The organism is Pedobacter sp. SYP-B3415 (assembly GCF_004138205.1).
Lineage (GTDB): Bacteria > Bacteroidota > Bacteroidia > Sphingobacteriales > Sphingobacteriaceae > Pedobacter.
Map to the genome: position 1 here is coordinate 171,970 of NZ_RXNQ01000022.1, position 16,294 is coordinate 188,263.

The window sequence follows — 16,294 nt, forward strand, 5'->3', positions numbered from 1 at the left end:
AACACTATTAGTCCGCGGAGTTAAAGAGAAACAACTCTCTGGTAATCAGCGATCAAAATCCTATTTCAGAGCAGCCTGGATTTCTGCTTCGGCAGGATTTCTGAGTATCTCGATCTCATTCCCGTTGATCCGGATCAGGTCCATCCGCGCAAATGCTTCAAGCCAGCCGGGCATAGGCAGCTGCTTCCACTTCTGAATAAAACGGCTCGCATTGGAGATTATGGGTGTAAAATGGTTCAGCGGCGGACTGTAGCTTGGATGGTGCTGATGGTAGGCGGTTGCATGAACAACTTTCAGCGGCACACCATTGGCGCGGGCGGAAAAAGCAAAGTCGGTATCCTCGCCGCCGTAACCTTTGAACTGTTCATCAAATCGGCCGATCTTGTCAAACACAGCGGCAGAGCAGCCGAAGTTCAGCGACCAAAACCACTCGTACGGGTAAGTATCATGGCCGTGGCGCACGGGATCCGGCCTGCTGAGGCTTTCCATGTTATGTTGCCAGTTTTCTATGTCTGTTGCCCCTTCGGCAAGGTAACGCACTGTTCCCGACCACAGCACATCAGCAGACTGAAAGGCCCGCCGGTATTCAGCGATGAGATCCCTGGCGGGAACACAATCTACGTCAAGAAAAATATTAAATGCAGAGGAGGATTGTGCCATCGCCGTATTCCGTGCCCTGGCCAGGTTCAGGTGGTTGCCGGTATGCAGCGTCAGGCTTTTTACCGGAAACGGAAGCTCCGGCAGTGGTATAGTGTCTTCGTTCAGGTGCACGATAACAACTTCAGCCGGCAGCTCTGTTCCTGCAGCAAGTCCGGCAAGGGTATTAAACAGTGCGCCGTTGCGGTTATGCGTGAGGGTGAGTACGGAAATCTTCATCGGCGGATTCACAGCTTGGTGCGGAAAAAAGTTGTTCATGCAGGTTCATCAGCCGCGAGGCGATGACATTGAAGGCATTCGGATCGGTAATAGCTGGTATGCCGGCTTGTCTGCGTAACGCAATGGCATCCTGAATGCAATCGGACCACGAAACCGTATGCAGGTCTGCAGGTTGTACGATCATGGCCAGTTTCAATCTTTCAAGATGTTCCGCTTTTATTTCCTGCTCACGAAAGGGGCGTTCAGCCGGAACACAAATAAAAGGCAGGCCAAGGTCGGCGATCTCCATTACGGCGTTATGACCCGCGTTGGCAATTACAGCCCGGCAGGTAAGCAGCAGACCGGCCGGGTCTGGAAGATATTCATGGAACATACAGTTTGGCATTTCCTCCCCGTTCCGGCCCATTTGCAGATTTCCAACTACATGAATTTCTGCCTCCGGAAGCTGCTTACTAAGCCTGATCAAAAATCCGGCATCGAAACATGTACCACCTTCGCCTGCGAAAACTGCGATACGTTTTGCTGCCGGGCGATGTTCTGCATGCCGGCCGGTATAGCGCGAAAATCCCCCGCTAAACAAAGTTTTTCTGCCAAAAAGGCCCTCCTGGTCAGCATGACTCATTTCTTCTGAATAGGGTGCGATGATCAATTCGGCAGCTTCATAGGCAAACTGGTGGGGCATGTCGTTACGCAGGCCGTGTTGCCTGACATACACATAGGGCACCCCGCACAACCTGGCCAGCAAAGCAATCTCTACTGAGACATCGACAAACAAAAGTATTTCAGGGTGTTGATGAAAGAGCGCCGTTAGTGCATGGCTGCGCGCCTTCAAACCATTAAGCCCATAGGGCGTATAATGTGCGAACCGTACCTGGGATTGAATCGGTTCTATGACGGATTCTCCAGGCGCCGGCGTATCTAAAGGCAGATCAATGCACCTGATACCTGCCGGGATAACTCTGCCTGCCCTGCGCAATGCACTGCCGGCGAAGATGACCTCACCTTCAGGCAGATGCCGCGCAATTGCCAGTGCCCGCATGAGGTGACCGGAACCATGGTGGTGTATATAGAAGCAAAACTTATACGGCATGCGATAGCGAGCGGTTCGCGACAACTTCAGAAAACAAGCGCTCATAGGATGAGATCATTGTCTCGATGCTCAGCAGATCTTCTGCTCTCTGCCTGCAGGCAAACCGGTCAAGTGTAACAGCTTGCCTGATACACAGGGCAAGATCTGCGGGATTGCAACTACTTGTCAGGCAACCTGTTTCATCGCACACCAGGTTTGGCAGCGCGCCGCGGGCAAACCCGGCAACAGGAGTTCCACAAGCCAGGCTTTCTGCAATGACCAGTCCAAACGGCTCTTCCCAGCAGGGGGTAATGACGCTGGCTGCGGCCTGGCCGATTAATTCGTTTAACTGTTCATGGTTCAGATGGTCGAGTAATTCTGCATGCTCACTCAGCAAAGGCTCTACATAAGTTTCAAAATAGTGACGGTCGGCAATGCTTCCCGCAACTTTGATCTTATACCCCGCCAAACGGGCTGCCTCTATGGCCAGGTGCGTCCCCTTATCGGGGTGAATACGGCCAAACCATACCAGGTAATCGCCTTCATTCCGGTCGTGAAACTTCCATTGACCAAGATCTATTCCGTTTGAAATGATTTCACAATTCGAAATATATGGTTTCCACGCTGTTGCGTTAGATTTTGATACCGACACATACCTGATTTTGCCAACCTTACGCTCCTGTGCGGCCGCCCTTTTCATCTCAAAAATAGGCGGCGTGTGGAGCACAGTTACCATAGGGGTATTGATCAGGGTAGCCATGGTAATAGGAACATAATTAAGGCTATTGTTAAAGATAATATCAAAACCCTCCCGGTCAATGTCCTGCATCAGCTCCAGGTACGCATGGTGCGTGGAGATAAAATCTTCTACAAGCTCGTGTGAGGGGAAGCGACTAAGGGTCTGCCTGTTATAATCCTCATCGCTCATAATAGACCGTAGACCCAGTGCAGGATCAGAATGCTCGCTCGCAAAAAGGGTTACATCGTGGCCCCGGGCAATCAGATGTTTCGCTACTTCGTACGTAAAAGCTTCCAGTCCGCCCATAAACGGCTTGCGTATCGGGTGTTTTAAATGTGCAACAATACCTATCTTCATATTCGTAATTGACTCCTAGTAGAAAGTATTTAAACCCCAAATTGTTTAACGAATTCAGGTAAAGTTTCTGCAAAGCGCAGAGCCGCCTGGGGTATAGCTGTGGAAACGGCCATATTCACGCGGTTTTGGACGGAAAAATTTATTTTTTGAATGACCAGGTACGGATTTCAGGAACGGTATTCAGCAATACCTTTCTGAATTCGTCAGGTGTTTTGAAGACCATTTGTGTCAGCGTGCGGTACTCATAACTTACGTCAAAGCCGGAAGCCTCAAAGGGCCAAGGATCAACTTTAAGTTTCGTTCCTTCCTGGAAAAGCTGGTGAACGACGCCATCGGGACCTTCGCTGATTTCTATTTTTCTGCCTTCCGGCTGATTTTCATTCTGGCAAAGAAGTAAGGAAAGCGCATCGCACCATTCCAATAAACTATAATCCTTTTTCAATTGTGCAGCGGTTATGCCCAGCTGTCTGCGCCATTGTTCGCGCTGGGCAGCCTGCCGGCCGAGAAAGTTTTTAACCTCCCTGCCTACATCGGGCGGACAGACAAAATCCAGGTGAACCGAACATAACAGCGCAATGTATGTGCTTTTACTTTGCGCCATAAAAATTGTTTCCTCGCAATGCTGAAGGTCGATCTTCTTCATTGTAAAGTTTTGGGGAGCGCCCGCAGCGGTCAACAGGTCCTTCTGCAGCAGTTCTATCCTGCTGTCGTCATGTTCAGCTATCGCGGTGAGCAGTTCAATCCACCTCGGCCCGCGAACGGATTTCTTCCATTGCGCAGCCAATGCTGCAGAGAGCAAGCCATGCGCCCGCTGGGTGATAATTTCCCAGCCTTGTTCGGTGTAGTTTACGATCATCAGGTATAGCTATAAGCCGCGCCGGCATGCGCCGGGCGCCCGACAAGGAACGCTGAAGTGCGGAAAAGGTTTAGCGGCGTCAGTTATTTACCTGATCCAGTTAAAGGAACTGGCAATCCGGCACGCTTCAACCGAGTTGTTCACGCGAAGTTTTTCCAGAATATTCTGCCGGTGCCGGTTTACGGTGTTCATACTAATTGACAGTACGGCTGCAATTTCCTTACTTTGTTTTCCGTGATGGATCATGCCGAGAATTTCGCGTTCTCTTACTGAAAGAATATTGGTTTGCTCATCTGCCAGGTCGACAAATTGACCGGTCCGGGCGTTAACGATCCGCCCTTCAATTCCGCCGGAGGGGAAATAACCAAAGCCATACAAACATAAGGCGAACGCGGTATGCTGCGTCTCAGCATCATACAGATAGTACATACGGTGCAAAACGTTGGTATAGGTTTCAGAGGCATCGCGCATGCGCAACTTCCGGATCACATGATAGTGGCAACGTTCAGGCGCGGGGATACCTTTCAGAAAATGGAAAAACTGAAGTTCCTGCATGTGTTTTGCCTGCAGATCGTCAGGATGGATCCGGGCAAATATTTTTTCCTCCCATATCGAATCGAGCTGAACATCATGGGTTGTATCTGACAAACCAAGCGCCGCAGCAGCCGCACCGTAACATACATAACTCGTATTTGCGATTAAGTCGCTCAGCACTACTACAGCATGTTCAACAGCGGCGTATTGCCTGGCCATATTTTTGGCCCGGGCAAACCGGTCGGGTTCGCTATCCCGCCGCCCGGACGCCTGCTCCAGGAATTGCGTTTCAAGAATCGTAGTAATATCCTGCATCAAAATGGTTATAATTCAGTATTGAAGCCGGGGCTGTTAACTGATATTTTTGCTAAGATAAGCGTTCGGGAGAATTTGCTGCCTGCAGGCTCTCCACAGCGCTCACAAAAGACTGCAAATGAAAAAACTTTTACTTACCCTTAGCTGCCTGGCCTTTGTTCAACTCGTGCTGGCACAAAAACTTGACAAAATGCACTGGTTTAACGAGCCCGAAAAATGGGACATCAAAAACAATGCGCTCAGCATGTTTGTAACCCCGCAAACAGATTACTGGCGTATCTCGCATTATGGTTTTACCGTAGATGACGCTCCATTTTACTACGGAACGTATGGTGGTGAGTTTGAGGTGAAGGTAAAAATTACCGGTAACTATAAAGCGCGGTTTGACCAGATGGGGTTAATGCTGCGCATAGATCAGCAGAACTATATTAAGGCGGGTATTGAATTTGTAGACGGAAAATATAACCTGAGTACGGTGGTTACGCACAAGACCAGCGACTGGAGTGTGATCAAACTCGAGAAACCGGCCCCCTTTGTCTGGATCAAAGCCGTTCGCCGTCTTGATGCGGTTGAGGTTTTCTACTCTTTTGATGATAAGGAATACACCATGATGCGCAACGCTTACCTGCAGGACAACACACCTGTTATGGTCGGCATGATGGCGGCTTCGCCGGATGGAAAAGGATTTGATGCGCAATTTGAGCACTTTTCTGTAAAACACCTTCCAGATGCCCGACGTTTGAAGTGGCTAGAAGACAACGCAGATCAATAAGCCGCTGGTTTGGGATCAGAACTCCTCAAACGTAGAGCGTTCTCTGAGCATATCGCCGGTTAGCGTTAATGTATGACTTGCGGGATCGATATCAAAATCGAGCCGCCGGTTGTCTGCATGGGTCAATTCCAGACTTTCGCAGGCGTTGTACTGACTGGCAACGAAACTGACTAAAACATGCCCGCTGAATTTGGTAGCAAAGGTGAACCCGAACTCTGTTTGCTCTGCTACCCGGTAACGTTCGGACAGATACGCGTTGATCACCTCTGCAAGCTGTGGCGCGTGGATTTTAAACTCAGACCGCAACAAATCGGCTCTTGTCTGGTCTTCTGCTATTAGCGCTGCGATGGTTGTATCCCGCAGTTTGATACTTGTGCTCGGCTTCATTACTTCTAAACTGGAATGTATAAAAACGAAAAGTGCGGCCTATAGTTTTCGCATATATTTTTCAGGCAAGCGGCTCGGGCAGCTGAAGCATAAGTAGTGGATAGGGTTTTCCTGCTCCATCAAGTTCCCTTCGTGCGAAAACTTCAAAACCGAGGCGTTCATAAAATGCCAGCGCGGCCGTATTCTGCTCGTTTACGTCAACACGGCTGATGCCCTTTTCACGTATGGCAAATTCCATCAGCGTTTTACCAAAGCCCCGGCCGGCTTTTGCCGGACGTACAAACAGGGCGTGTACCATCCCCTCCTCAGGATTGATAAAGCCGGCAAGTACGCCATCGTCTGCAATCGCATACAGGTCCATCTCGGGCAGGGCGCCTTTCAATGATTCCCGGTAAAACAGGATATCGCCTTCTGTCAGAAAATGATGCGTTGCGCGAACGGCTTCCTCCCAGATAATAAGTAGTTCATCCCGGTGCTCAGGGCCTGTTTGAAAAACGCCTTCCATATTTGCTAAAGGTAAGGGAATTTCAGTTGACTGAACAATAAAAAACAGGCTGGGCAAATCAGTGAGTGCTTATAATCTTTAGTCCTTTTCGCTGAAGATGATGACAACTGCTGCCAGTTCCTGCCCGCCCAGGCCTGCCTGCTCTGCCCGGTTGTAGTAATTGAGCAGATATAGAAAACCGGCGTGATGCAGGAAAAAATTATACGTGAGCTATTACTCAGGCCGGATGAAGCTTCACGTGTGTAGAAAAAATACAGTCCGTTCTATCTCAGACTGACGTGCAGGCGTCTGTTCAGCATTTTGCTTTGTGCGGCGAGCTTACCGTCTACCCATACCAGCAGACCGGACTGGTTACCCGGAAGTTCGGGGTTCCAATCCTTTTTCCAGGCAATATCAATGTTCCGTCCGTGGTAGCGGATGTTGCCTAAATAAAAGTAATCCCATTTACTTTCGGGCAGCAGCGGCTGGATCGAAAAATTGCTTGCATGTGCCGCCCTGAACCCGATCAGGTCTTCGATAATGATATCAGGGAAGGTTGAATGAAAATAGTCTTTCTCACCACCAAATTCTGTACCGTTGCTCGGGATATACCATTCGCCAATGTTAAGCTGGTCAGAGCCATGCATAACCGCGAGCTTGCTGATATAGGCGTACAACAGTTCCTTGTCGGCAGCAGTGATTTCCTTTTTATAGTTGCGCAGGTAGTTTGCATAAGCTTTATAAACCACAGAGTTTTGAAAGGGCCAGCCGCGGCCATTCCAGGCGTAAGCCTGTTCATTATAGTAGGGATGCTGCCGTTCGGCGGTCGTCATGCCGGCATGATGCTGGAAGCCGTTGGCGGAGGCGAACATATCCCAGGCCCTGCCAAATCGCTCTGGCGAATTTGCTGGAATCATGTTAAAGTACCACGGCGTATAACCGACAGATTCGCGGACCCTGGCTTCGTAATCACGGATACCGAAACGGTTATCGCCTGCGCTCCGCGTATTGAAAAATTGGTCCTGTTTGTTCCAAAGCACATCCATCACCTTTACCTGGAGGGCGGTTGCTTTTGCCGCGTAAGACTCAGCCTTGCGGTTGCGGATTTCCGGCGCAGCCGCTGTGTCGAGCCGCCAGAGATTGGCCAGGGCGCGCAAATTTGCATAGGCGTAACTATTTACAGACGGCCGCACAAGATAAAAGTCGGGGTATCCTTTCCTGTAGGCCATTGGGTATGCTCTGGCCTGTAGAGACGCGGCCGCGCGGTCTGTGGTGCCCCAGCCGAGGTAATAATTTTTCCAGTTTTCAGGGGTGTACAGACTGTAGGCACCTTTGCTTGCAATCAGCCCGAGCACTGCCGAGAGGCTGAATTCCATACCATCGTACAAGTCGAGAATCTTGTACATCCCATTGGTCGCCGAGCCAGGCTTCTTTACGGTGAACAGGCTGTCCCACACTTGCTGGTGACGTTCCATATGCGGGAGCAGGTTATGCATCCATTGTTTGTTTGGATGTACCTTCAGGTACGCATCAATACCGTCGATCATCCAGCTGGAAAAATGGTGGCTTTCAGGCCGGCTCAGGTAAGTGAGAAAGTTCCCATTTTCGCGCTGATTCAGTTTTGAAGGAGAGCCCTGCATAAAATAGTCGGCGTACGATTGAAGGTATTTTGGATCGCGCAGCCATCTCACGTCATAAAACTGGTGACCCGCCGGACAGGTGATGGCACCACTGAGGGAGGCCCAGGGCTTTACGCCAAAGAATTCGGTAACAACCCAATATTTTTTCTGGTCGTAGGGATCGTCGTATTCTTTGAGGTGTTTGCTGATCATCCACCAGCGGTAATTGTAAACTTTGTTAATCTGATCGTCTGAACTGATGAACAGGGGGATGTTTGCCTTTAGGAAGGCAATGTTGTTTGAAGCGTTGAACGGTCCGTCTGAAGAAGGCCGGTCTTTATAGGCATTGAATTCATTTACATGTGCAGACAGCGCAGCTGAGGAACGGGTTTTCAGATCCTGCAGAAGGGTGTCGGTTGGCACAGGTGTGTGAACTGCGCAGGAAGCGAGACACAAGGCCATAAGCAGGAGTAAACACAGCGTTACGTTGAACTTTTTGCTATATGGTTGATAAATGCCAGGCATAATAAAAATGATAAACGGGCCGTGCAGCACGGGTATGATACCACTCGGCGACAGATGCGTACCAAGATAGTGATATCATGGATATTTAAGCCGCCGGTTGACTGCCGGCATGGTAAATGGGAGATCTGGTATCTCAGGAAATTTCTCTATCTTCACAATTGCACAAAACAAGATGGATTACAAACGCCGGCTTTACGGACTGACAACTGCGCACTTTCTGTTTTTTACAGTGTGTTATTTATTTGTTATTGCCACTCAAGGCGGTCAGGATGTTGTTTCACGGTTTGCGCGTTATGTTACCCTGGGAACGACCGGGTTTGCAAGTATCATTAATGTTCAGCCGATACCGGCCTTTCCCCAGGAGTTCGTCTTTTTTCATTTCCTTTTACTGGGTTTTATTCTGAGCTGTCTGGAGTTCGAACTTTTTTACCGGTTACGCAGGCGCAATAAATTAGCTTAAAATTACTGCCCGGATTTTATTGTAACGGTACTTTAGGATGCTGCCGAATGAATATTTTTCTGTCCGTGACAAACAGCGGCTTTGAAGCTATTTCAGCAGGGCGGAGATGGCTCGAGTCCTGCAAAGTTGGTAACTTTTATAAAGTTACCAACTTTAAGTTACAAAATAACCTTAAAGGAATATTTTTTTCTTTTAAAATAGCGAACGGATAAGACACGGAAAATCTATTCTGTTCTGATCAAACTTTCTGTATTTTCAAAAAAAGCTCTGTCCCGCACATGATCGACAATGAAACTTCCAGGCTTTCGCGTCTCACTGCCACACTGGTTCTCCTGCAAACGAAAAGGCTGGTCACCTCATCTGAACTGGCAAGGAAGTTTAGCGTGAGCAGCCGCACGATCTACCGGGATATCCGCGCTTTAGAGCAGGCAGGCGTTCCAATACTTACGGAGGAGGGAAAGGGCTATTCGTTAATGGAAGGCTACCGGATTCCACCCATTATGTTTACCGACGAAGAGGCGAATGCCCTGATTACCGCTGAACAATATGTGCGAAATAACCGCGACCTTTCTTTCGTTCGCGAGTTTTCAGGTGCGGTTGATAAGGTTAGGAATGTTTTGCGCAGTCTGACGAAAGACCGGGCCAGCCTTCTTGCTGATCGCATTGCGTTTCATTATAAAAAGGATGGCCGGGTCGAAACAAACTACCTGAGCACGCTGCAAAGCGCATTAACCGACTTCCGCCTAGCGGAAATACAATATGAGTCTGAATCGGGCGGAGTTTCCAAACGCCGTGTGGAGCCTTTTGCGCTTTGCAATACTGAAGAGAAGTGGCTGCTTATCGCCTGGTGCCGCCTGCGCCGGGAGTACCGCACTTTCCGGCTTGACCGCATCAAACACCTGCAGGTACTGGAGCAAAAATTTCCTTCGCACAACATGACGCTGCAGGAATATTTCATGGACAGCCCGAAGAAAAACCGCCACCGCTGAAATGACGTCAGACGTGCGTTACCGGCAAAAGATCAAAATAAATCGCAGACCCTTGACACAGGGCTGTCACACAGGCCGACTATTTTTGATGAAGGAAACAAAAGAGTTTTTAATTAAACAATTGACAAAATGAAAAAATCAAACATCCTCCGCGGCCTGGCCACCAGCTGTTTTTATGCAGATGATCTGAGTGCAGCACGTAAATGGTATGCTGAATTTCTTGGCATCGACTCATATTTTGCATTCCCCCCATCCGGCGATCCGGCATACATCGAATTCCGTCTTGGCGATTATGAACATGAGCTGGGTTTTATTGATGCAAAATACGCACCGCATGCAAAAACGGAACCAGGCGGCGCGATAACTTACTGGCATGTGGACGATGTAGAAGCAACCTATGCCCGATTGCTGGAACTGGGAGCAACAACATTTGAACCAGTAATGGCCCGTAGCGACAGCGGGTTTGTGACCGCTTCGGTTGTCGATCCTTTTGGCAATGTTTTAGGGATTATGTACAATCCGCATTATATAGATATTTTGAAATCGGTAGCACCTGAAAAGACAGACAGTTAACAGCATCAAAAAACGAGCTATGACCAGCGAATTGAACATCATCTGGCCCGTTTCGAGCGAGGTCTGGCGCCAATGGCTTGCAGAGAATCACACAACAGATCAGACGATTTGGGTGGCCTGCAGCAAAAAGCAAGCAAAGAAATATACCTTAAATCATGCAGCGGCCGTGGCAGAAGCGCTGTGTTATGGATGGATAGATGCTACAACGCGATCATTTGATGATGAATATTTTTTACAGTCATTCACTAAAAGACGGGCAAAAAGTGTATGGTGCAAAGCTAACAAGGACAAGGTTAAGGAGTTGATTGCCGGGGGGCGGATGATGCCTCCGGGGTTAGCCGCAATTGAAACTGCAAAGCAAAACGGCTACTGGGCTATTCTTGATGACGTGGAAGCCCTGAAAATTCCGCACGACCTCCAGGCGGCACTCCATACCGACCTGCGGGCGGAAGCCTATTTCGAAAAAATCTGCAATTCAGAGAAAAAGCGCCTGCTGCAATGGTTGGTCATGGCCAAACGGAACGAAACCAGAAACAAAAGGATTGCAGAAATCGTCCGGAGCTGCGGGATGGAACTTAAACATAAAATGCTTTCCAGATAGAGCAATTGGCATCACTCTGTTTCGGTTGCAGTGCCGAGATTATAGTGCTATTGTGGTGCGGCCACGCTCAAAGCATTCACAGACGGTTTGATAAAGATCGGCAGATGGCTATATGTAAGCTTTTACGCTAATGCATGGGACTGAATCTATTGCGACTCCTGCAAAGTTGGTAACTTTCCCAAAGTTACCAACTTTAAGTTATAAAATAAATTTAAATTTTATTTTTGTTCTTAATGATTATTGTAATGCTCTCTAAGATTAATTGGCGCGGTTACGGTTTTTTTTGATCTCAGGCATTCCACTTGGTTTTCCATAGCCTGCTAAGCTCTCACTTATATCAGTTATCCCAACCAGCGGATTTTAGCTATGAAGCAACGGGATTTTTAAATTTCAAATCCCACAAAAGGCGCAGATATATCTTTCAAAGACGAAATATCAATTAATAATATTACCTTTGCGATAATTCTTGATCCGTTCACATTTTTTATCAAGAAATCATGACAGCGCAACGCTACATATCGCCCCTCCTGCTCATTGCCCTTTAGGCAGTAAAGATCTCATTTTATGACTGTATGATGGTTACCGTTGGTTTCCATGCTGACCTTTGCCTGCCTCATTCTGGCGCTGAAACCTGAAGAGATATATATCTCCAGTCTGGGGACAAGCAGCCGTTTCATTTTCATTTTGAGGGATTTTTGTAACACCAGTTCAGTCGCGTGTGCAGATTAGTCCATCATTAAACGCTATATCTTAATTACCGGAAATGCCCTGAAGGGCACCGGCAAAACTTCACAACCCATATGGGCAATTTACGAACAAAAGATTTAAGTAAGATCGGCTACCACAACGACCAGCTGCGAAGCCTGGTTGTTGGTATTGCCGCAAAAAACTTTAAACATTACAGCAAACAGGACTTGCTTGACCTGTTAGTGCGTATAATAAACGATCCTGAAGCATTTCTTGAAAATGAGCTGACCGCAAAGATTGCTGAGAAAATATTAGGGAAGGTGCATACTCCCAGTTTCAAAACGTACAACCTATTAGATAAACCGGTCTTTTGCAAAACTTATGGCAGCAAACACATAGAATCTGCCGCGAAACAACAGATCGAGCTGGCCAGCCTGCTGCCCGTTAGCGTCCAGGCGGCGCTGATGCCCGATGCACATATGGGCTTCGGACTCCCCATCGGCGGTGTACTGGCGACAGACCGGGTTGTAATACCCTATGCAGTCGGGATGGATATTGGCTGCCGGATGCACCTTTCGATCATAGATGAGAGTGAGGGGTACCTGAAACGCAACGAATATCAGGTTAAACAGGCGCTGAAAAATCATACCCACTTTGGGATGGAAGGTGGCCTGGGAGTGCGGCAGGAGCATAAAGTGTTGGACAGCCCGCTATTCAGCGAAATTGCATTTCTAAAACCCCTGCGCGGAAAAGCTATCCGTCAGCTGGGTACTTCGGGGAATGGCAATCACTTCGTTGAGTTTGGCGAGATTGAGTTGTTTGCAAACAACACACTTGGATTGCCGGCAAATAGATACACGGCCCTGCTATCACATTCGGGCAGCCGCGGTCTCGGTTCGGCGATAGCCAGGTATTACCCCCGGATTGCTGCAGAAACATGCAAACTGCCGCAGCAGGTACAACAGCTTGCCTGGCTCAGCCTGGACAGCGAAGCTGGTCAGGAGTATTGGCTAGCGATGAACCTTGCGGGTGACTATGCTGCTGCCTGCCATGAGCGAATCCACGCCAACCTACTCGAAACCCTGGGCTTGAAAGCTTTACATGTAGTAGAGAATCACCACAACTTTGCCTGGAAAGATGACCTCGACGGAAAAGAAGTTATTGTTCATCGCAAAGGCGCCACGCCAGCACATCAGGGTGAACTGGGCATCATTCCCGGAAGCATGACTACGGCTGCTTACCTCGTATCTGGAAAAAGCAATTCACAGGCACTTTATTCTGCATCGCATGGCGCTGGCCGCGCGATGAGCCGCCAGCGAGCAAAAGACAGCATGACCACATCGGCAATGAAGAAGCTGTTGACCCGGTCAGGGGTAACACTTATCGGTGGTTCTGTCGAAGAGAACCCGTCAGCGTATAAGGACATCGATACGGTTATGGCTGCACAACGGGAGCTGGTAGACATACAAGGCAAATTTTTCCCGCGGATTGTAAGAATGAACAAGGACTGACCATGAAAAAAGTTATTGTACAAATCACTTCAGGCAAGGGCCCGGCAGAATGCTGCCGGGTTGTAGCCTGTGTGCAAAGCATGATGATGAAGCAGGCCCACCAGGTTGGCATCGACCTACAGGTTCTCGAAACGAAACACGCTGAACTGAAGGGCACATTGTTGTCGACCACCATGCTTGCAACCGGGTCAGAACTTCAAAGCTTCATAAACGAATGGTCAGGTACCATACAATGGATTTCGCAGAGTCCTTACCGCAGGTATCATAAGCGAAAAAATTGGTTTGTGGGTATTGCCTGTTTCGATGTGGATGAAATTCCGCGCTGGAACAGCAGTGATGTGAAACTTGAAACCTGCAGGTCTGCTGGACCGGGTGGTCAGCACGTAAATAAAGTCGAGACGGCCGTCCGTGGCACACATATACCTTCAGGGCTGCAAGCGATCGCTATGGACTCCCGTTCTCAACTGGAAAATAAAAAACGCTGCCTGTCCCGCCTTCAGGAGAAATTCCTTGTCTGGCAAACATCAATATTGATGAACCAACAGCATAACCAATGGCAGGAACACCAGTTTTTAGAACGAGGAAATCCGATCAAAACGATACGGGCTGAGCTTCGGTTGATCGGACAATGATATATAGGATGCGTGAAAGTGTGCTATCTCTATTCGAGGTCTCAGGTAGATAGGAATATCCCACTCCGCCGTTTAGGTTATTGCAAATTGACAGATCCATTGCGACTCCTGCAAAGTTGGTAACTTTCCCAAAGTTACCAACTTTAAGTTACAAAATAAACTAAAAAGAAAATTTAACTATTCGTCAGTTCCCGCCAGCATACGATATTTTGCATAGCAATGTTATCAACGGCACCCAGTCAAGCCTGATGCTCTTGTATGCTTTCTGAAGCAAATTATGCACTGACTGCTTATTGATTTCCATCAGGCTTGCAATCTGGTCGTGGTCCAGATCCTCATAATAACGCAGATAAATGATCTCACGCTGCCTGGGCGGCAGCCCTTCTAACACCCTCTTTAGTTTCTGCGCTAGCTCCATATCTTCAGCGTGTGCAATCATTTGTTCCTCGATGTTATATTCAATGACAAAATCGTATTCCTCCGCAAGCGCACTATTCCGGTTCCACCGGGTTTGCTCCCGAAAAATCCGGTTTCGCAAAGCCACGAAGAGGTACCATTTTATTGACGAAGGAAGCGGTATGTCCGCGCGCTTGTTCCATAGCCCCACAAATAGTTCCTGAATACAGTCTTTAAGCAGGTCGCGGTCTGAACAAAACCTGCTGCCATAGCTGAAGAGCTTTTTTCCATAATTCCTGAAAAGCTCGTTGAAGGCCTCTCCATCGCCAGTGCGCAATCCTTCCCAGAGGCGCTGTTCCTGTAGTATCCTGTCGTTCGTTTCGGGAGCCATTCGTGTCAGTTCATAATTGCAGTGCCGAAAGCGCATTGCCATGATAATCAGCCGAAAGTAAATATAGCATAATTCATTCAATCAGAATGGCCATATCATTCCGTGGCAATGTCAGGCACCCTGCCAATTAACCGCTTATCTGCAAATCTACAGCGCCATTATTAAGCAAGTTTTACGGGCAGAAAAAAATTATGCAAACGAAGGGTATTTTAAGCCTGGTCATGTATCCTGTATAAAAGCATAAATCTAACCAGACAAGCTCTACCGGATCAATGGGCGTAAATACGGCAATAGATATCATAATCGCAGCTAACTGCCCGAGGCAAACCAGGTACTAACTAACCGAATGATGAATCAATATGAAGAATATGATGCCGATGATTTCCTGAACGACGAATCGTTCAGGGAATGGGTACTGGGCAGCAGGAAACCTGAAGATGCCCTGTGGACAAACTGGCTTGCCGCTCATCCGGAAAAGCGAAGTATAGTAGATCGGGCGAGGAATATTCTCCTGGCGCTCGAGCCGCTGCCTGCAGCAACAGCATTGTCTGATGCCGAACTGACCGAGATGGCCAAAAAAATTCAGCACAAGATCGCCGCAAACAAGCCCCTAACATCCCCCTTCCGGTTCATTCGCAGCACCTGGTTTCGTGCGGCAGCGGCGCTTGTGATCGTCTGCGGTGCCCTGTTCCTGTTCAACGGCAGCAATAGTGAACGTGACAAGCTGTTTGCTTTGGCCGAAAACGCTACGGTTCCAGCCGCGGGTGCCTCTGTGACTGTGCAGGGTAGAACCGCGAAGCACCGTGAGCCGAAGGCAAAGTCTGGCTCAAAAACTTTCAGGAGAAATGGTTTTACGACGCTGCTGGTCGGGGCGGCGCAGCGCACAGGCGTTACCCTGCCTGACGGCACAAGGGTGTGGCTGAACTCGGGATCGCGATTGATTTATCCTGTACGCTTCAGCGGCAAAACCCGCGAGGTTTACCTCGAGGGCGATGGTTACTTCGACGTCACGCATCATCCGGCGCAGCCGTTCTACGTGCATGCAAAAAATATGAACATCAGCGTGCTGGGCACCGAATTTTACATGAGTACAGATGCAACGGGAAAAGCAAACTATGCAGTACTGGTACGCGGCAGCATCGCTTTCAGCGCGGGTAAATGGCTCAATAAAATCAGCGAAAAACTTGTATCAGGACAGCAGATCAACTACAACCCCGAAACAAGCCGGTTTGCCATCTCTGAGGTGCCAACCGCCGAATTCGAATCATGGAAAGAGGGATTTGTAAACCTCCGAAGCGAGTCACTTGCCGGAATCATCAAACGCATTGAGAAATATTATAACCTGGCGGTAGATACAAACGGGCTGGATTTGTCTCAGGAAACCTTTTCGGGAAGGCTCGATTTTCAGCAGAACGCAGACGATGTGATCAGATTTCTATGCGAAGGAACACCTTATAGATACAATGAGGAAGAAAGGAGGTTGGAACGCAGATAAACTGACGCAAAAAAAGGAGATGCGCC

General features: G+C 48.6%; 17 protein-coding genes. 8 read left to right on the top strand and 9 right to left on the bottom strand.

Features of this window, described 5'->3' with window-relative positions; genetic code table 11:
* Nucleotides 1-60: 60 nt before the first annotated feature.
* From EJV45_RS09420 to EJV45_RS09440, 5 genes are all read right to left on the bottom strand, one after another.
* Nucleotides 61-876 (bottom strand): glycosyltransferase family 2 protein, encoded by an 816-nt coding sequence (locus EJV45_RS09420; protein WP_165305023.1) that lies wholly within the window; start codon nucleotides 874-876, stop codon nucleotides 61-63.
* Nucleotides 845-1,966 carry a glycosyltransferase gene (locus tag EJV45_RS09425; protein WP_165305024.1) on the bottom strand — a complete coding sequence of 374 codons (1,122 nt, stop codon included), beginning with the start codon at nucleotides 1,964-1,966 and terminating at the stop codon, nucleotides 845-847. The genes EJV45_RS09420 and EJV45_RS09425 overlap by 32 nt, the downstream gene beginning before the upstream one ends.
* Nucleotides 1,956-3,041 carry a glycosyltransferase family 4 protein gene (locus EJV45_RS09430; protein WP_129715425.1) on the bottom strand — a complete coding sequence of 362 codons (1,086 nt, stop codon included), beginning with the start codon at nucleotides 3,039-3,041 and terminating at the stop codon, nucleotides 1,956-1,958. The genes EJV45_RS09425 and EJV45_RS09430 overlap by 11 nt, the downstream gene beginning before the upstream one ends.
* A gap of 139 nt (nucleotides 3,042-3,180) precedes the next feature.
* Nucleotides 3,181-3,897 (bottom strand): DUF3891 family protein, encoded by a 717-nt coding sequence (locus EJV45_RS09435; RefSeq protein WP_129715426.1) that lies wholly within the window; start codon nucleotides 3,895-3,897, stop codon nucleotides 3,181-3,183.
* Nucleotides 3,898-3,984: 87 nt separating this feature from the next.
* Entirely contained in the window at nucleotides 3,985-4,746 is a 762-nt protein-coding gene (locus EJV45_RS09440; protein ID WP_129715427.1) for a response regulator transcription factor, read from the bottom strand.
* A gap of 118 nt (nucleotides 4,747-4,864) precedes the next feature.
* Between EJV45_RS09440 and EJV45_RS09445 the strand changes: the two genes are divergently transcribed.
* Nucleotides 4,865-5,518, top strand: a complete 654-nt coding sequence (locus EJV45_RS09445; RefSeq protein WP_129715428.1) for a DUF1349 domain-containing protein — start codon at nucleotides 4,865-4,867, stop codon at nucleotides 5,516-5,518.
* 15 nt (nucleotides 5,519-5,533) lie between these two features.
* Here EJV45_RS09445 and EJV45_RS09450 read toward each other — a convergent pair whose 3' ends face one another.
* The 3 genes from EJV45_RS09450 to EJV45_RS09460 form a co-directional block, all read right to left on the bottom strand.
* Nucleotides 5,534-5,905, bottom strand: coding sequence for a hypothetical protein (locus EJV45_RS09450; protein ID WP_129715429.1), 372 nt, complete (start codon nucleotides 5,903-5,905; stop codon nucleotides 5,534-5,536).
* Between the two features lie 61 nt (nucleotides 5,906-5,966).
* Entirely contained in the window at nucleotides 5,967-6,410 is a 444-nt protein-coding gene (locus tag EJV45_RS09455; RefSeq protein WP_129715430.1) for a GNAT family N-acetyltransferase, read from the bottom strand.
* A gap of 263 nt (nucleotides 6,411-6,673) precedes the next feature.
* A complete protein-coding gene (locus tag EJV45_RS09460) occupies nucleotides 6,674-8,533 on the bottom strand; it encodes a hypothetical protein (protein ID WP_129715431.1) in 1,860 nt (619 codons plus the stop codon).
* Nucleotides 8,534-8,705: 172 nt separating this feature from the next.
* Here EJV45_RS09460 and EJV45_RS09465 point away from each other — a divergent pair, with 172 nt between their 5' ends.
* The 6 genes from EJV45_RS09465 (at nucleotide 8,706) to prfH (ending at nucleotide 13,986) form a co-directional block, all read left to right on the top strand.
* Complete coding sequence (locus tag EJV45_RS09465; RefSeq protein WP_129715432.1) at nucleotides 8,706-8,993, top strand: hypothetical protein; 288 nt, start codon at nucleotides 8,706-8,708, stop codon at nucleotides 8,991-8,993.
* A gap of 278 nt (nucleotides 8,994-9,271) precedes the next feature.
* A complete protein-coding gene (locus tag EJV45_RS09470) occupies nucleotides 9,272-9,982 on the top strand; it encodes a YafY family protein (protein ID WP_129715433.1) in 711 nt (236 codons plus the stop codon).
* Between the two features lie 129 nt (nucleotides 9,983-10,111).
* A complete protein-coding gene (locus EJV45_RS09475) occupies nucleotides 10,112-10,555 on the top strand; it encodes a VOC family protein (RefSeq protein ID WP_205942358.1) in 444 nt (147 codons plus the stop codon).
* Nucleotides 10,556-10,574: 19 nt separating this feature from the next.
* Complete coding sequence (locus EJV45_RS09480; protein WP_129715434.1) at nucleotides 10,575-11,156, top strand: YdeI family protein; 582 nt, start codon at nucleotides 10,575-10,577, stop codon at nucleotides 11,154-11,156.
* A gap of 800 nt (nucleotides 11,157-11,956) precedes the next feature.
* The gene (locus EJV45_RS09485; protein WP_129715435.1) at nucleotides 11,957-13,354 is read left to right on the top strand and encodes an RtcB family protein; all 1,398 of its coding nucleotides are present in this window, start codon (nucleotides 11,957-11,959) and stop codon (nucleotides 13,352-13,354) included.
* Nucleotides 13,355-13,356: 2 nt separating this feature from the next.
* On the top strand, nucleotides 13,357-13,986 hold the full coding sequence (gene prfH / locus EJV45_RS09490; protein ID WP_129715436.1) for a peptide chain release factor H: 630 nt from the start codon (nucleotides 13,357-13,359) through the stop codon (nucleotides 13,984-13,986).
* 184 nt (nucleotides 13,987-14,170) lie between these two features.
* Here the strand turns inward: prfH and EJV45_RS09495 are convergent, their stop codons facing one another.
* Nucleotides 14,171-14,815, bottom strand: coding sequence for an RNA polymerase sigma factor (locus EJV45_RS09495; protein ID WP_129715437.1), 645 nt, complete (start codon nucleotides 14,813-14,815; stop codon nucleotides 14,171-14,173).
* A gap of 304 nt (nucleotides 14,816-15,119) precedes the next feature.
* Here EJV45_RS09495 and EJV45_RS09500 point away from each other — a divergent pair, with 304 nt between their 5' ends.
* The gene (locus EJV45_RS09500; protein WP_129715438.1) at nucleotides 15,120-16,268 is read left to right on the top strand and encodes a FecR family protein; all 1,149 of its coding nucleotides are present in this window, start codon (nucleotides 15,120-15,122) and stop codon (nucleotides 16,266-16,268) included.
* The last annotated feature ends 26 nt before the right edge of the window (nucleotides 16,269-16,294 follow it).

Coding starts and splice junctions, on each gene's coding strand:
- EJV45_RS09420 (WP_165305023.1), bottom strand. CDS start 876: ATGAAGATTTCCGTACTCACCCTCACGCATAACCGCAACGGCGCACTG.
- EJV45_RS09425 (WP_165305024.1), bottom strand. CDS start 1,966: ATGCCGTATAAGTTTTGCTTCTATATACACCACCATGGTTCCGGTCAC.
- EJV45_RS09430 (WP_129715425.1), bottom strand. CDS start 3,041: ATGAAGATAGGTATTGTTGCACATTTAAAACACCCGATACGCAAGCCG.
- EJV45_RS09435 (WP_129715426.1), bottom strand. CDS start 3,897: ATGATCGTAAACTACACCGAACAAGGCTGGGAAATTATCACCCAGCGG.
- EJV45_RS09440 (WP_129715427.1), bottom strand. CDS start 4,746: ATGCAGGATATTACTACGATTCTTGAAACGCAATTCCTGGAGCAGGCG.
- EJV45_RS09445 (WP_129715428.1), top strand. CDS start 4,865: ATGAAAAAACTTTTACTTACCCTTAGCTGCCTGGCCTTTGTTCAACTC.
- EJV45_RS09450 (WP_129715429.1), bottom strand. CDS start 5,905: ATGAAGCCGAGCACAAGTATCAAACTGCGGGATACAACCATCGCAGCG.
- EJV45_RS09455 (WP_129715430.1), bottom strand. CDS start 6,410: ATGGAAGGCGTTTTTCAAACAGGCCCTGAGCACCGGGATGAACTACTT.
- EJV45_RS09460 (WP_129715431.1), bottom strand. CDS start 8,533: ATGCCTGGCATTTATCAACCATATAGCAAAAAGTTCAACGTAACGCTG.
- EJV45_RS09465 (WP_129715432.1), top strand. CDS start 8,706: ATGGATTACAAACGCCGGCTTTACGGACTGACAACTGCGCACTTTCTG.
- EJV45_RS09470 (WP_129715433.1), top strand. CDS start 9,272: ATGATCGACAATGAAACTTCCAGGCTTTCGCGTCTCACTGCCACACTG.
- EJV45_RS09475 (WP_205942358.1), top strand. CDS start 10,112: ATGAAAAAATCAAACATCCTCCGCGGCCTGGCCACCAGCTGTTTTTAT.
- EJV45_RS09480 (WP_129715434.1), top strand. CDS start 10,575: ATGACCAGCGAATTGAACATCATCTGGCCCGTTTCGAGCGAGGTCTGG.
- EJV45_RS09485 (WP_129715435.1), top strand. CDS start 11,957: ATGGGCAATTTACGAACAAAAGATTTAAGTAAGATCGGCTACCACAAC.
- prfH (WP_129715436.1), top strand. CDS start 13,357: ATGAAAAAAGTTATTGTACAAATCACTTCAGGCAAGGGCCCGGCAGAA.
- EJV45_RS09495 (WP_129715437.1), bottom strand. CDS start 14,815: ATGGCAATGCGCTTTCGGCACTGCAATTATGAACTGACACGAATGGCT.
- EJV45_RS09500 (WP_129715438.1), top strand. CDS start 15,120: ATGATGAATCAATATGAAGAATATGATGCCGATGATTTCCTGAACGAC.